Origin of the sequence: Streptomyces kurssanovii (assembly GCF_040677245.1) — a bacterium.
Lineage (GTDB): Bacteria > Actinomycetota > Actinomycetes > Streptomycetales > Streptomycetaceae > Streptomyces > Streptomyces kurssanovii.
The window spans coordinates 222,875-235,342 of the sequence record NZ_JBFAQK010000001.1; the positions used below are offsets into that span (position 1 = coordinate 222,875).

A 12,468-nucleotide genomic window follows, 5' to 3' on the forward strand; every position below is an offset into this window, starting at 1 on the left:
TTGCGTGAGATGCGCTGGTGGGACCTGGAGCCGGTGCTGGAGCTCGAGCACGAGCTGTTCCCCGAGGACGCCTGGTCGCCCGGCATGTTCTGGTCCGAACTCGCTCACTCCCGGGGCCCGCAGGCCACCCGCCGTTACGTGGTGGCCGAGGACGACGACGGCCGGATCGTCGGCTACGCGGGCCTGGCGGCCGCCGGCGGTCTCGGCGACGTACAGACCATCGCGGTCGACCGCGGCCAGTGGGGGACGGGCCTCGGCTCCCGGCTGCTGACCGACCTGCTCCAGCACGCCACCGCCTTCGAGTGCGACGAGGTGCTCCTCGAAGTGCGGGTGGACAACACCAGGGCCCAGAAGCTGTACGAGCGATTCGGCTTCGAGCCCATCGGATTCCGCCGCGGCTACTACCAGCCCGGCAACATCGACGCCCTCGTCATGCGACTGACCGTACAAGGAACAGAGACCTCTGATGGCTGACGAACCGCTCGTACTCGGTATCGAGACCTCCTGCGACGAGACCGGCGTCGGCATCGTCCGCGGCACGACCCTGCTCGCCGACGCGGTCGCCTCCAGCGTCGACGAGCACGCCCGGTTCGGCGGCGTCGTGCCCGAGATCGCCTCGCGCGCCCACCTGGAGGCGATGGTCCCCACCATCGAACGCGCGCTGAAGGAGGCGGGCGTCAGCGCTCGCGACCTCGACGGCATCGCGGTGACGGCGGGGCCCGGCCTCGCCGGCGCGCTGCTCGTCGGCGTCTCCGCGGCGAAGTCGTACGCCTACGCTCTCGGCAAGCCGCTGTACGGGGTGAACCACCTCGCTTCCCACATCTGCGTCGACCAGCTCGAACACGGTCCGCTGCCCGAGCCGACGATGGCGCTGCTGGTCTCCGGCGGCCACTCCTCACTGCTCCTCGCGCCCGACATCACCGCCGACGTACGGCCCATGGGCGCGACGATCGACGACGCCGCCGGCGAGGCCTTCGACAAGATCGCACGCGTGCTGGACCTCGGCTTCCCCGGCGGTCCGGTGATCGACCGGCTGGCCAAGGAGGGCGACCCGACGGCGATCGCCTTCCCGCGCGGCCTGAGCGGCGCCAAGGACCCGGCGTACGACTTCTCCTTCTCCGGCCTGAAGACGGCCGTGGCCCGCTGGATCGAGGCGAAGCGAGCCTCCGGCGAGGAGGTGCCGGTGCGGGACGTGGCGGCCTCCTTCCAGGAGGCGGTCGTCGACGTGCTGACACGGAAGGCCGTGCGCGCCTGCAAGGACCAGGGCGTGGACCACCTGATGATCGGCGGTGGCGTCGCCGCCAACTCGCGGCTGCGGGCCCTCGCGGAGGAGCGCTGCGAGCGGGCCGGCATCCGGTTGCGGGTCCCGCGGCCGAAGCTGTGCACGGACAACGGCGCGATGGTCGCCGCCCTGGGCGCGGAGATGGTGGCCCGCAACCGGCCCGCCTCCGACCTGGACCTGTCCGCCGACTCGTCACTGCCCGTGACGGAGACGCATGTGCCGGGCAGGCACCGGCACGACCACGACCACGTGCACGAGGTCAGCAAGGACAACCTGTACTCATGACCGTCGTGGCGACGATGTGGGAGGCCCGCGCCGTCGAGGGCCGGGGCGCGGAGCTGCTGGAGTGGGCCCGCGCTCAGCAGCTCGGGCGCGAACCGCTCCGCCGGGAGACGCTGCGGGCGAGCGGGGACCGGGTGCTGGTCATCACCTGGTGGGAGGCGCCCGGGACGGACGCCGACCTGCCGGAACTCCCCGAGCCGGCCGCCGACCTGATCACCCGCCCGGTGCACCGCTGGCGTTTCGAATCGCTCGGCTGAGATTTCTCGGAAAAACTTCGGCGAGTGTGTCGATCGGCGTCCTGCCCGTTCGACGCATGGGTGAGAGGCGGGGAACGGCCCCGTACTCACGAACCGAGGAGTTCACCATGCCGCGCTTTCTGTCGATGATCCGCATCGAGGAGAACCAGATCCCCGAGGGCGAGTTCCCCGAGGGCTTCGACAAGCAGATGGGCGCCCTGCTGGAGGAGATGACCAAGGCGGGCGTCATGCTCGACACCGCCGGGCTCATGCCCACCTCCGACGGCACCCGCGTGAACTGGTCCGGCGGAAGGATCTCCTACACCGACGGGCCCTTCACCGAGACCAAGGAGGTCGTCGGCGGCTACGCGATCGTCCAGTGCAAGGACAAGGCGGAGGCCGTCGAGTGGGCGAAGCGTTTCCTGGAGATCCACCCCGCGGAGTGGAACATCACCTGCGAGGTCCGCGAGATCCAGGAAGGCTGACCGCGGGCCCTGCTTGCCCGCCGTTCCCCGCGCTGCTCTGATGGGTGGCCGTGACGGCAGCAAGTGCAGTGGAAGCGGTCTACAGGATCGAGTCGGCGCGGATCATCGCCGGTGTCGCCCGCATCGTGCGGGACGTGGGCATCGCGGAGGAGCTCGCGCAGGACGCTCTGGTCGCCGCGCTGGAGCAGTGGCCGGAGTCGGGCGTCCCGGACAGACCGGGAGCCTGGCTCATGGCCACCGCCAAGCATCGCGCGATCGATCTCGTACGCCGCAAGGAGACGTACGCCCGCAAGCTGGCCGAGGTGGGGCGGGCCGTCGAGGACGTCGCGCCGCCGGCCGAGCCGGCGGATCCCGACGACATCGACGACGACCTGCTGCGGCTCATCTTCACCGCCTGCCATCCGGTGCTGTCCACCCAGGCCCGCATCGCGCTCACGCTCAAGCTCCTGGGCGGCCTGACGACGGAGGAGATCGCCCGCGCCTTCCTGACCGCCGAGCCGACCGTCGCCCAGCGCATCGTCCGCGCGAAGAGGTCGCTGGCCAAGGCGGGCGTCCCCTTCGAGGTTCCGTACGGCGCGGACCGCGCCGCCCGGCTCGGATCGGTGCTCGACGTCATCTACCTGATTTTCAACGAGGGTTACTCCGCGACCGCGGGCGACGACCTGGTCCGTCCGGCGCTGTGCGAGGACGCGCTGCGGCTGTCCCGGGTGCTGGCCGGGCTGATGCCCGGCGAACCGGAGGTGCACGGCCTGAACGCCCTGCTGGAGATCCAGGCCTCCCGGATCCCGGCGCGCACCGGCCCGGGCGGGGAACCCGTACTGCTCGCCGACCAGACCCGCACCAAGTGGAACCGGCTGCTCATCCGCCGGGGCGTCGAGGCGCTCCACCGGGCGGGCGGCGGCCCGTACGGCCCGTACACCCTGCAGGCCGCGATCGCCGCCTGCCACGCGCAGGCCGTGCGCTACGAGGACACGGACTGGGCGATGATCGCCACGCTCTACGGGCAGTTGGCGGCCGTGGCCCCGTCCCCGGTCGTGGAACTGAACCGCGCCGTCGCCGTCTCGATGGCGGAAGGGCCGGCCGCCGGACTCGAGCTGGTCGACGCACTCGCCGACGAACCGGCCCTGAAGGACTACCACTTGCTGCCGAGCGTCCGAGGGGACCTGCTGGCCAGGCTCGGGCGCGCGGAAGAGGCAAGGACGGAGTTCGAACGGGCGGCCTCACTGGCCCGCAACGCCCGTGAACGGGTCCTGCTGCTGGAACGGGCGGCACGCACCGCGCCGGAGACCGGCCGGTAACCTCGTCGCATGTCCCCACGTGCCCTCCCGCCTCCGCCGCCGCCTGCCGAAATACAGGCATGGCCCGACCGGGAGGCCCTGTTGGCGGACCGGACCAGGGCGATGGGTGAGCTTCTGCGCCTGAGCATCGGTCCGGTGCGGCTGCTGTTGCTGTGGCTGACGGCGGCCGGATTCGCCATCGGGTGGGCGATGTTCGGAGCGGCGCTCCAGATGTTCTCCGAAGCGGTGGACGTCTTCAGCCCCCTCTTCGGCGTGGTCGCCGGTGCCATCGGTCTCGGATTCATGATCCCGACCGGGCTGGTCATCGGCTTCGGCATCGCCCACGACGCCGAGGTACGCGGGCGGCTGCGCCGCTGGAGCGCGCTGGCCCGCGACCCCGCGGGCGACGCCCGCCACGGCGCACCGGGCCTGAGCCTCCTCTGGTTCCTGCCCTCGTTCCTGCTGTGCGCGTACGGCCTGTGGCTCTCCTTCACGGTCCCGGCCGGCGCCCGCCCGGGCGAGGACGCCCTGGCCGGTGTCGTCCTGTTGATGGGCCTGGGCCTGATCCTGTGGATCACCGGCCTGATCGGCATCGTGAAGGCGGTGAGCCACTACCGCTGGGCGCTCCGGCTGCTGTCACGCCCGGCACGTCCCACCACGGAGCGGGGCGGCGCGCACCGCTGACCCGACGATGTCGGTTTGCCCTCTCCTTTGCAAAGGCAGAGGGAATGCGATGTCCGCTACACCGGCCGGCCGATCAGCATCGTCGGCGCTCCCGCCACCCGGGTCAGGAAGACCGTTGCCGCGTTCGGCCCCTGCGGCTTCACCTTGCGGCGGATCTCTTCCGGTTCGACCGCTGAGCCGCGCTTCTTCACGGTGAGGTTGCCGACCCCGCGCTCCCGGAGCAGCGCCTTCAACTTCTTGAGGTTGAAGGGGAGTTCGTCGGTGATCTCGTAAGCCGTCGCATACGGGGTCGGGCGCAGTTCGTCCGAGGTGATGTACGCGATCGTCTCGTCGAGAAGGCCGCCCGACACGTCCTGAGCGACCTCCGCGACCAGGTGGGCGCGGATCGCGGCCCCGTCGGGTTCGTAGAGGTAGCGGCCGACCGGGCGCACCGGCGGGTTCGGCAGTCCGCGGCCGGTCAGGGTGTGCGGGCCCGGGAGGAGGGTGGCGCGGACCGTGGACGGTGCCGTGCCGAACCAGAGCACCGCTTCCTTGACGTCACCGCCGTCCGAGATCCACTCGGCCTCCGCGTCCTCGGGCACCGCCTCGTGGGGGATGCCCGGGGCGACCTTCAGGGCTGCGTGGGGGCGGCCGCGGGCCGCGCCGATCGCCCAGGACAGGGGCGGGGAGTACGCCTCCGGATCGAAGATGCGGCCACGTCCGCCGCGGCGGGCCGGGTCGGCGAAGACCGCGTCGTACGGAGTGGTGTCGATGTCCGTGACGTCCGCGCGGCGGACCTCGACCAGGGCGGACAGGCCCAGCGCTTCGGCGTTCGCACGTGCGACTTCCGCCGTGAGCGGGTCGCGGTCGACGGCCAGGACCGAGATGCCCGCCCGGGCCAGGGCGATCGCGTCGCCGCCGATGCCGCTGCACAGGTCCGCGACGCTGCGCACCCCGAGCGCGGCGAACCGCGCGGCCCGGTGGTCCGCGACGGAGCGGCGGGTGGACTGCTCGACGCCGTTCGGGGTGAAGAACATCCGGCGGGCGTCCTCCTCGCCGAACTTCGCCGCCGCCCGCTGCCGCAGCCGGGCCTGCCCCAGCGCAGCCGAGACCAGGGCTGCCGGGTGCTCGCGTCGCAGGCGGGTCGCGACGGCCAGTTCACGGGCGGGGTCGTAGGAGGCCAGCGAGGCCAGCAGCGCTTCGCCCTCCTCGGTGCGCAGTGCGGTGAAGGCGGCGAGCGGATCGAGGTCGTTCACCGGGCCATTGTGGGCCAGGTGGGGGATGGTGCGCTCATGACGGCGGTGTCGGACGGGTGAGCGGGTGGCGCGCTGACAGGATGCGTCGCCATGCAGCTAGTACGACAAAAGGGAAAACTGAGAGCGTATCGGGTCCGTGCGGCCCTTGTCTCGCTCGTCGTCGCCGCGCTCGGCTCCGGCTGTGCGGCCGAGGGGCCGCCCGAGGCCCCCCGCTCGGCCCGGCCCGCCGCCGAGAAGGAAGCGCGACGGGGCCCGCAGGCGCAGAAGCCGGACGCCCGGAAGGCCCGCGAGGCCGCCGGTGGCGGGTCGGCGCACCGGGAGAAGGCCGCGATCAGCCAGAAGGCCCGCGCCGCCGCCGCGAAGAAGTGGGGGCTCGAGCGGACGCCGCTGGCGGCGCCGCCGCCGCCCGCCGTCAAGCCGCGGATCACCACCCGCAAGGGGTTCGAGGTGAAGGGCGGGGAGGGGCTGCCGCCCGTGTTCACCACCGTCCCGACGAAGGAGAAGATCGTCTTCCTGACGATCGACGACGGCGCGGAGAAGGACCCCGAACTGCTGCGGATGATGTCCGACCTGCGGATCCCGTACAGCGCGTTCCTGAGCGACTACGTCATCAACGACGACTACGGCTACTTCGAGAAGATGCGGGACGGCGGAGTGGCCCTGCACAACCACACGCTCAACCACCCTTATCTGCCCGGGCTTTCGTACGCCGAGCAGAAGCGTGAGATCTGCGGCCAGCAGGACAAGCTGGAGAAGCGGTACGGGAGCCGGCCGCGGCTGATGCGCCCGCCGTACGGGAACTACAACAAGGACACCCTGCGCGTCGCCAAGAAGTGCGGGATCGAGGCCGTGCCGCTGTGGGCCTCGGAAGCGTTCCCCGACCACATGGAGTGGCGCGAGTGGGACCGGGACCTGCACCCGGGCGACATCATCCTCACGCACTTCCGTGGCGAGGAGGACTGGGCGGGCAGCATGCCGGACATGATCCGGCGGGTGATGCGGACGATCACGGAGAAGGGCTACGCCGTGGCCAGGCTCGAGGACTACGTCTGAGCCCGAGGCCGTCGAGCGGCCGGGGGCCGTGGCCGGGACGCGGGGCAGCGGCCGGCCCGGAGTCCGAATCGGAACGCCACGCGGTCTCGCATTGGCACTCCGCTTGACCGAGTGCTAATCGCAGTCATAGTCTCGGCCCTGGCACTCACCAAGTGAGAGTGCCAACACAGCGACGGGCAGGTCCGGCACCCGCGACGACGGATCGACCTGGTCGCCACCTCAGATCAGTTAACCCCGTGATCTCCGAAGGGGGAGGTCGGATCGTGACGACCGCCAGCTCCAAGGTTGCCATCAAGCCGCTCGAGGACCGCATTGTGGTCCAGCCGCTCGACGCCGAGCAGACCACGGCCTCTGGCCTGGTTATTCCGGACACCGCCAAGGAGAAGCCCCAGGAGGGCGTCGTCCTGGCCGTGGGCCCGGGCCGCTTCGAGAACGGCGAGCGCCTGCCGCTCGACGTGAAGACCGGCGACATCGTGCTGTACAGCAAGTACGGCGGCACCGAAGTGAAGTACAGCGGCGAGGAGTACCTCGTCCTCTCGGCCCGCGACGTGCTCGCGATCGTCGAGAAGTAGAAAAGCAGGGGCGCGCTCAGGGGTCATCGACCCCTGGGATTCCGCGCCAGTTCTGCCTCTGAGCTGCGCCCCTGGCCACCCCGCTGATGCCGGGCGGCGAGGGGCGCAGTTCTTTGAACACGAAATCCGAGAGGGCTGAACCGCTCCCATGGCGAAGATCCTGAAGTTCGACGAGGACGCCCGTCGCGCCCTCGAGCGCGGCGTCAACAAGCTTGCCGACACGGTCAAGGTGACGATCGGCCCCCGCGGCCGCAACGTCGTCATCGACAAGAAGTTCGGCGCTCCCACCATCACCAACGACGGCGTCACCATCGCCCGCGAGGTCGAGATCGAGGACCCGTACGAGAACCTGGGCGCCCAGCTGGTGAAGGAGGTGGCGACCAAGACCAACGACATCGCGGGTGACGGTACGACCACCGCCACCGTGCTGGCCCAGGCGCTGGTCCGCGAGGGTCTGCGCAACGTCGCCGCCGGTGCCTCCCCGGCCGCCCTGAAGAAGGGCATCGACGCCGCGGTCAAGGCCGTGTCCGAGGAGCTCCTCGCGACCGCCCGCCCGATCGAGGACAAGGCCGACATCGCCGCCGTGGCCGCGCTCTCCGCGCAGGACCAGCAGGTCGGCGAGCTCATCGCCGAGGCGATGGACAAGGTCGGCAAGGACGGTGTCATCACCGTCGAGGAGTCCAACACCTTCGGTCTGGAGCTCGACTTCACCGAGGGCATGGCCTTCGACAAGGGCTACCTGTCCCCGTACATGGTGACCGACCAGGAGCGTATGGAGGCCGTCCTCGACGACCCGTACATCCTGATCCACCAGGGCAAGATCACCTCCATCCAGGACATGCTGCCGCTGCTGGAGAAGGTCATCCAGGCCGGTGGCTCCAAGCCGCTGCTGATCATCGCCGAGGATGTCGAGGGCGAGGCGCTCTCCACCCTCGTCGTGAACAAGATCCGCGGCACCTTCAACGCGGTGGCCGTCAAGGCCCCCGGCTTCGGCGACCGCCGCAAGGCGATGCTCGGCGACATGGCCACCCTCACCGGTGCCACCGTCATCGCCGAAGAGGTCGGCCTCAAGCTCGACCAGGCCGGTCTGGACGTGCTGGGCACCGCCCGCCGCGTGACCATCACCAAGGACGACACCACCATCGTCGACGGTGGCGGCAAGTCCGAGGACGTCGCGGGCCGCGTCAACCAGATCAAGGCCGAGATCGAGTCCACCGACTCCGACTGGGACCGCGAGAAGCTCCAGGAGCGCCTCGCGAAGCTGGCCGGCGGCGTGTGCGTGATCAAGGTCGGCGCCGCCACCGAGGTGGAGCTGAAGGAGAAGAAGCACCGTCTCGAGGACGCCATCTCCGCGACCCGCGCCGCGGTCGAGGAGGGCATCGTCTCCGGTGGTGGCTCCGCGCTCGTCCACGCCGTGAAGGTGCTCGAGGGCAACCTGGGCAAGGAGGGCGACGAGGCCACCGGTGTCGCCGTCGTCCGCCGCGCCGCCGTCGAGCCGCTGCGCTGGATCGCCGAGAACGCCGGCCTCGAGGGCTACGTCATCACCGCCAAGGTGGCCGAGCTCGAGGCGGGTCAGGGCTTCAACGCCGCCACCGGCGAGTACGGCGACCTGGTCAAGGCCGGCGTCATCGACCCGGTCAAGGTCACGCGCTCCGCTCTGGAGAACGCGGCGTCCATCGCCTCCCTGCTGCTCACGACCGAGACCCTGGTCGTCGAGAAGCCGGCCGAGGACGAGGGCGACGCGGGTCACGGCCACGGTCACGGCCACAGCCACTGACGCGACAAGCGCCGAGAAGGCCCCCGTCCCCGCAGCGCGCGGGGCGGGGGCCTTCCCCGTCTGCCGCTGCCACGTCGCAGCCGCCTACAGGGCGCCGAGCTGGCGCATCAGCCGCATCAGGTCCATGTGCCACCAGCCTTCCTTGATCTTCCCGTCCTCGAACCGGAAGATCGTCGTGCCGGTGATGGTGCACTGTTCTCCGGTCGCCGGGATGCCCTGGAACTCCGCCTTGTGCCTGCCGCTGAAGGTCCACAGCGTCACGACGTCGTCCCCTTGGGTGATCTGCCGGTCGAGCTCGAAGGTGACGTCGAAGGCGCCGCGCCACATGGTGAGGTCCCGGCGTATGACCTCCAGGCCGACCTCGGTGTCCTCCTCGCTGGCGATGTCGTGGTCGATGTAGTCGTCGGCGAAGACCTCGCCGATGGCGTCCAGATTGCCGCCGGCCGCGATCTCGTGGAAGAAGCGGCGGGCCGTTGCCGCGTTGAGCTGTTCCTCCCGGACCACGTCGAGGTCGGTGAACGAGGGCATGCCGTCGCAGAGTGCCACCATCTCCTGGAACATCTTGTCCGTCTCCGGGAGGTGCGAGTTCTTCATCGCCTCCTCGTACGAGGGGAACTCGACGATGTCGACGTAGTGGTTGCTGTCGCTGCGGTCCTTCCCCGTGACGGCGTGGCCGGTGGTCCGCTTGCCCTGGGTCTGCTCGACCCACTTGTCCATGACCGCGTTCACGTCGTCGAACCTGGCGGTCTTGTAGTCGATGATCTGCACGAACTTCATGGCGTCTCCCGAGCCGCTGAGGCCCCCGATGGGACACGTCCATTTTAGTGACGCAGATCACATGCCGTGCGATGGGCGGCTACTGCGGCCCGTACTTCCGGCCCGTCTTCGACGTGAGCCCGCCCAGCAGCCCGCGCGGCGCCAGCTTCACCACGCCCATCAGCGCCTTGTAGCGGGGGTCGGGGATGGAGAGTGACTTCCCCTTGGCCAGGTCCGAGAGCGCCGACGCCACCAGCTTGTCGGCGTCCAGCCACATCCAGCCGGGGATGTTGTCCGTGCCCATGCCGGCCCGCTGGTGGAACTCGGTCCGTACGAATCCGGGGCACAGCGCCATCAGCCGCACCCCGGATCCGGCCAGGTCCCTGGCGGCGCCCTGCGTGAACTGCACGACCCACGCCTTGGACGCGCCGTAGGTGCCACGCGGCACGAAGGCGGCGACCGACGCCACGTTCACCACGCCGCCCCGGCCTCGTTCCCGCATCGGCCCCGCCGCGGCCGCGGTCAGCCGCAGCACCGCCTCGCAGTGCACCTTGAGCATGGTCAGCTCGTCGGCCATGGAGACCTCGAGGAACCGGCCCTTGTTCCCGAAGCCCGCGTTGTTGACCAGCAGATCGACGGGGTGCTTGCGGTCCGCCAGGCGCTTCTCGACCGCGCCGATCCCGTCCTCCCGCGACAGGTCGGCGGTCAGTACCTCCGCCTCGATGCCGTGCCGGTCGTGCAGTTCGGTGGCCTGTTCCTGCAGCCGTTCGGTGTCCCGGGCCACGAGCACCAGGTTGTGGCCATCGGCCGCGAGCCGCCGGGCGAAGGCGGCGCCGATGCCCGCGGTCGCTCCCGTGATCAGTGCAGTCGTCATAGGCGGCACGTTAACGCCCCGCATGCGGGTGCGGCGCGGGCGCCTTCCCCGGCCACCGCCCGTCCCCGGCCGCGAACTGCCCCGACGTCCCGGCCCGTTCCGCCGCCCTGCGCCGTCCCGCGCGGCCCGTCATGCCCCTCGGCTATGCGGGGCCGGTGTCGGAGACGAGGCCGGGGCCGGCCGGCGTACCGTATTTCGCGACGTACGCGCGGGCGTTCCTGAGCAGTTCACCGTGCAGGGCGTCACCTGCCTCGAGGACCAGGGGCAGCAGCGCGCGCTCGGTCGTCTCCGCCCGGAACGCCATCTCCACGGTCACCTCGTGCTCCGGCCGGTGCACCACCTCCACCGGGTCGCCGGCGCGGACCTCGCCCGGCTCGAGGACCCGCAGATACGCGCCGGAGACGCCGCTCTGCGTGAAACGCCTGACCCAGCCCTTCTCGCCGAGCCGGCCCGCGAAGGTGCGGCACGGGACGCGGCCGGAGGTGACCTCGAGCACCACCGAATCACCGATGCGCCACCGTTCGCCGATCTTGGCCCCGGTGACATCGACGCCGATGGTGGTGAGGTTCTCGCCGAACGTGCCGTTGGGAAGCGGGCGCCCCAACTCGCGTTCCCACGCGTCGAGATCCTCGCGGGCGAAGGCGTACACGGCCTGGTCGCTCCCGCCGTGGTGGCGCAGATCGCAGACCGCGTCCCCCGACAAGCCGCTGCCGCCCTGGCCCTTGGGGCCCGGGTCCGTCACCCGGACGGGCCCCTCCGCCGGGCGCTTGTCGATTCCGGTCATGCCGCCGGGCGCATCGGTGTAATCGGCCGCCTTGGGGCGGCCCACGTTCACGGTCAGAAGCTTCATGCCTCGCACGCTAACCGACACCGACTCAAAGCAACCAGCGGTTAATCACCGCTTCCCCCAAGCATCCCTTATGCTTGGTGTGTGATCGAAGCCCGCCACCTCCGCGTCCTGCGTGCCGTCGCCACCACCGGCTCGTTCTCCGCGGCCGCCCGTGAGCTGGGGTGCACCCAGCCCGCGGTCAGCCAGCAGATGAAGGCGCTCGAAAGCTCCGCCGGGACCCCGCTGCTGATCCGTACCGGCCGCGAGATGCGCCTGACCCAGGCCGGCGAGGCGCTCGTGCGCCACGCCGCCGGCATCCTCGCCGGGCTCACCGCGGCGGAGGAGGAAGTGGCGGCGATCGCCGGGCTCCGGGCCGGCCGGGTCCGTCTCGTCTCGTTCCCCAGCGGTAGCTCCACGCTCGTGCCCACGGCCCTCGCCGCCCTGCGCGCGGCCCACCCCGGCACCCGGGTCTCGCTCGTGGACGCCGAGCCGCCGCGCTCGGTGGAGATGCTCCGCGACGGCGACTGCGACGTGGCGCTCGCCTTCCGCTACGGCACGGCCGGGGCCGAGTCGGAGTGGGACGACCTCGTCGTCCGGCCGCTGCTCGTCGACCGGCTCGTGGGGCTGGTGCCCGAAGGCCACCACCTCGCCGAAGCGGGCAAGGTGGCCATCGCCGACCTCGCGGAGGAGTCGTGGATCGCCGGCTGCCCGCGCTGCCGGCGGCAACTGGTGGAGGTGTGCGAGAGCGCGGGCTTCACCCCGCGCATCGACTTCGCCACGGACGACTACCCGGCGGTGATCGGGCTGGTGGGCGCGGGACTCGGCGTGGCCGTACTGCCCGAACTGGCGCTGGAGTCGGTACGGCCCAAGGGGGCCAGACTGGTGACGGTGGAGCCGTCCGTCCACCGCGAGATCGTCGCCCTGACGCTGCCCGACCTGGCCCATGTTCCGGCCGTCTCGGCGACGTTGTCCCAGCTCACCCTCGCGGCGTCCCGCTGACGGTCGGCGGCGTTCGCGGCTCCACGGCGTCGGCGGCGATCGCTGCCTTTTTCGGTATGCGTCCTGCGGGACGGCCGTCGGCCCCCGTCGGAAGATCGGGGGCCGGGACGCCGGAACAACTGCCTGT

Annotated in this window: 14 protein-coding genes; 10 read left to right on the forward strand and 4 right to left on the reverse strand. The window is 70.9% G+C overall.

What is annotated here, in order from left to right; genetic code table 11:
* Nucleotides 1-9: 9 nt before the first annotated feature.
* The 6 genes from rimI to AB0K36_RS01150 all read left to right on the forward strand — a co-directional run bounded on the left by rimI (nt 10) and on the right by AB0K36_RS01150 (nt 4,246).
* Nucleotides 10-474: a ribosomal protein S18-alanine N-acetyltransferase gene (gene rimI, locus AB0K36_RS01125; protein WP_159695049.1), complete on the forward strand. Its 465-nt coding sequence runs from the start codon at nt 10-12 to the stop codon at nt 472-474.
* Nucleotides 467-1,567: a tRNA (adenosine(37)-N6)-threonylcarbamoyltransferase complex transferase subunit TsaD gene (gene tsaD, locus AB0K36_RS01130; RefSeq protein WP_364586533.1), complete on the forward strand. Its 1,101-nt coding sequence runs from the start codon at nt 467-469 to the stop codon at nt 1,565-1,567. The genes rimI and tsaD overlap by 8 nt, the downstream gene beginning before the upstream one ends.
* Nucleotides 1,564-1,821, forward strand: a complete 258-nt coding sequence (locus AB0K36_RS01135; RefSeq protein WP_364586535.1) for a hypothetical protein — start codon at nt 1,564-1,566, stop codon at nt 1,819-1,821. The genes tsaD and AB0K36_RS01135 overlap by 4 nt, the downstream gene beginning before the upstream one ends.
* A gap of 107 nt (nt 1,822-1,928) precedes the next feature.
* Nucleotides 1,929-2,285: a YciI family protein gene (locus tag AB0K36_RS01140; protein WP_364586537.1), complete on the forward strand. Its 357-nt coding sequence runs from the start codon at nt 1,929-1,931 to the stop codon at nt 2,283-2,285.
* 50 nt (nt 2,286-2,335) lie between these two features.
* The gene (locus AB0K36_RS01145) at nt 2,336-3,583 is read left to right on the forward strand and encodes an RNA polymerase sigma factor (protein WP_364586540.1); all 1,248 of its coding nucleotides are present in this window, start codon (nt 2,336-2,338) and stop codon (nt 3,581-3,583) included.
* A gap of 9 nt (nt 3,584-3,592) precedes the next feature.
* The gene (locus tag AB0K36_RS01150; protein WP_364586543.1) at nt 3,593-4,246 is read left to right on the forward strand and encodes a hypothetical protein; all 654 of its coding nucleotides are present in this window, start codon (nt 3,593-3,595) and stop codon (nt 4,244-4,246) included.
* A gap of 56 nt (nt 4,247-4,302) precedes the next feature.
* Here the strand turns inward: AB0K36_RS01150 and AB0K36_RS01155 are convergent, their stop codons facing one another.
* Nucleotides 4,303-5,481, reverse strand: coding sequence for a THUMP-like domain-containing protein (locus tag AB0K36_RS01155; protein WP_435877741.1), 1,179 nt, complete (start codon nt 5,479-5,481; stop codon nt 4,303-4,305).
* A 90-nt stretch (nt 5,482-5,571) separates the two neighbouring features.
* Here AB0K36_RS01155 and AB0K36_RS01160 point away from each other — a divergent pair, with 90 nt between their 5' ends.
* The 3 genes from AB0K36_RS01160 (at nt 5,572) to groL (ending at nt 8,883) form a co-directional block, all read left to right on the forward strand.
* Complete coding sequence (locus AB0K36_RS01160) at nt 5,572-6,534, forward strand: polysaccharide deacetylase family protein (RefSeq protein WP_364586546.1); 963 nt, start codon at nt 5,572-5,574, stop codon at nt 6,532-6,534.
* Nucleotides 6,535-6,797: 263 nt separating this feature from the next.
* Nucleotides 6,798-7,106, forward strand: coding sequence for a co-chaperone GroES (groES, locus tag AB0K36_RS01165; protein ID WP_005313390.1), 309 nt, complete (start codon nt 6,798-6,800; stop codon nt 7,104-7,106).
* Nucleotides 7,107-7,254: 148 nt separating this feature from the next.
* On the forward strand, nt 7,255-8,883 hold the full coding sequence (gene groL / locus AB0K36_RS01170; RefSeq protein ID WP_005313388.1) for a chaperonin GroEL: 1,629 nt from the start codon (nt 7,255-7,257) through the stop codon (nt 8,881-8,883).
* Between the two features lie 84 nt (nt 8,884-8,967).
* On the opposite strand, the gene AB0K36_RS01175 is transcribed toward groL, so the two are convergent.
* The 3 genes from AB0K36_RS01175 to AB0K36_RS01185 form a co-directional block, all read right to left on the reverse strand.
* A complete protein-coding gene (locus tag AB0K36_RS01175) occupies nt 8,968-9,660 on the reverse strand; it encodes an ester cyclase (protein ID WP_364586550.1) in 693 nt (230 codons plus the stop codon).
* A 79-nt stretch (nt 9,661-9,739) separates the two neighbouring features.
* Entirely contained in the window at nt 9,740-10,513 is a 774-nt protein-coding gene (locus AB0K36_RS01180; protein WP_364586553.1) for an SDR family NAD(P)-dependent oxidoreductase, read from the reverse strand.
* 142 nt (nt 10,514-10,655) lie between these two features.
* On the reverse strand, nt 10,656-11,363 hold the full coding sequence (locus tag AB0K36_RS01185; protein WP_364586556.1) for an MOSC domain-containing protein: 708 nt from the start codon (nt 11,361-11,363) through the stop codon (nt 10,656-10,658).
* Between the two features lie 81 nt (nt 11,364-11,444).
* Between AB0K36_RS01185 and AB0K36_RS01190 the strand changes: the two genes are divergently transcribed.
* Nucleotides 11,445-12,341, forward strand: a complete 897-nt coding sequence (locus tag AB0K36_RS01190) for a LysR family transcriptional regulator (RefSeq protein ID WP_364586559.1) — start codon at nt 11,445-11,447, stop codon at nt 12,339-12,341.
* Nucleotides 12,342-12,468: the final 127 nt, after the last annotated feature.

Excerpts from the sequence above, each read along its gene's own strand:
- AB0K36_RS01150 (WP_364586543.1), top strand. The coding sequence starts at position 3,593 with ATGTCCCCACGTGCCCTCCCGCCTCCGCCGCCGCCTGCCGAAATACAG.
- AB0K36_RS01175 (WP_364586550.1), bottom strand. The coding sequence starts at position 9,660 with ATGAAGTTCGTGCAGATCATCGACTACAAGACCGCCAGGTTCGACGAC.
- AB0K36_RS01140 (WP_364586537.1), top strand. The coding sequence starts at position 1,929 with ATGCCGCGCTTTCTGTCGATGATCCGCATCGAGGAGAACCAGATCCCC.
- rimI (WP_159695049.1), top strand. The coding sequence starts at position 10 with ATGCGCTGGTGGGACCTGGAGCCGGTGCTGGAGCTCGAGCACGAGCTG.
- AB0K36_RS01185 (WP_364586556.1), bottom strand. The coding sequence starts at position 11,363 with ATGAAGCTTCTGACCGTGAACGTGGGCCGCCCCAAGGCGGCCGATTAC.
- tsaD (WP_364586533.1), top strand. The coding sequence starts at position 467 with ATGGCTGACGAACCGCTCGTACTCGGTATCGAGACCTCCTGCGACGAG.
- AB0K36_RS01135 (WP_364586535.1), top strand. The coding sequence starts at position 1,564 with ATGACCGTCGTGGCGACGATGTGGGAGGCCCGCGCCGTCGAGGGCCGG.
- AB0K36_RS01160 (WP_364586546.1), top strand. The coding sequence starts at position 5,572 with ATGCAGCTAGTACGACAAAAGGGAAAACTGAGAGCGTATCGGGTCCGT.
- AB0K36_RS01180 (WP_364586553.1), bottom strand. The coding sequence starts at position 10,513 with ATGACGACTGCACTGATCACGGGAGCGACCGCGGGCATCGGCGCCGCC.
- groL (WP_005313388.1), top strand. The coding sequence starts at position 7,255 with ATGGCGAAGATCCTGAAGTTCGACGAGGACGCCCGTCGCGCCCTCGAG.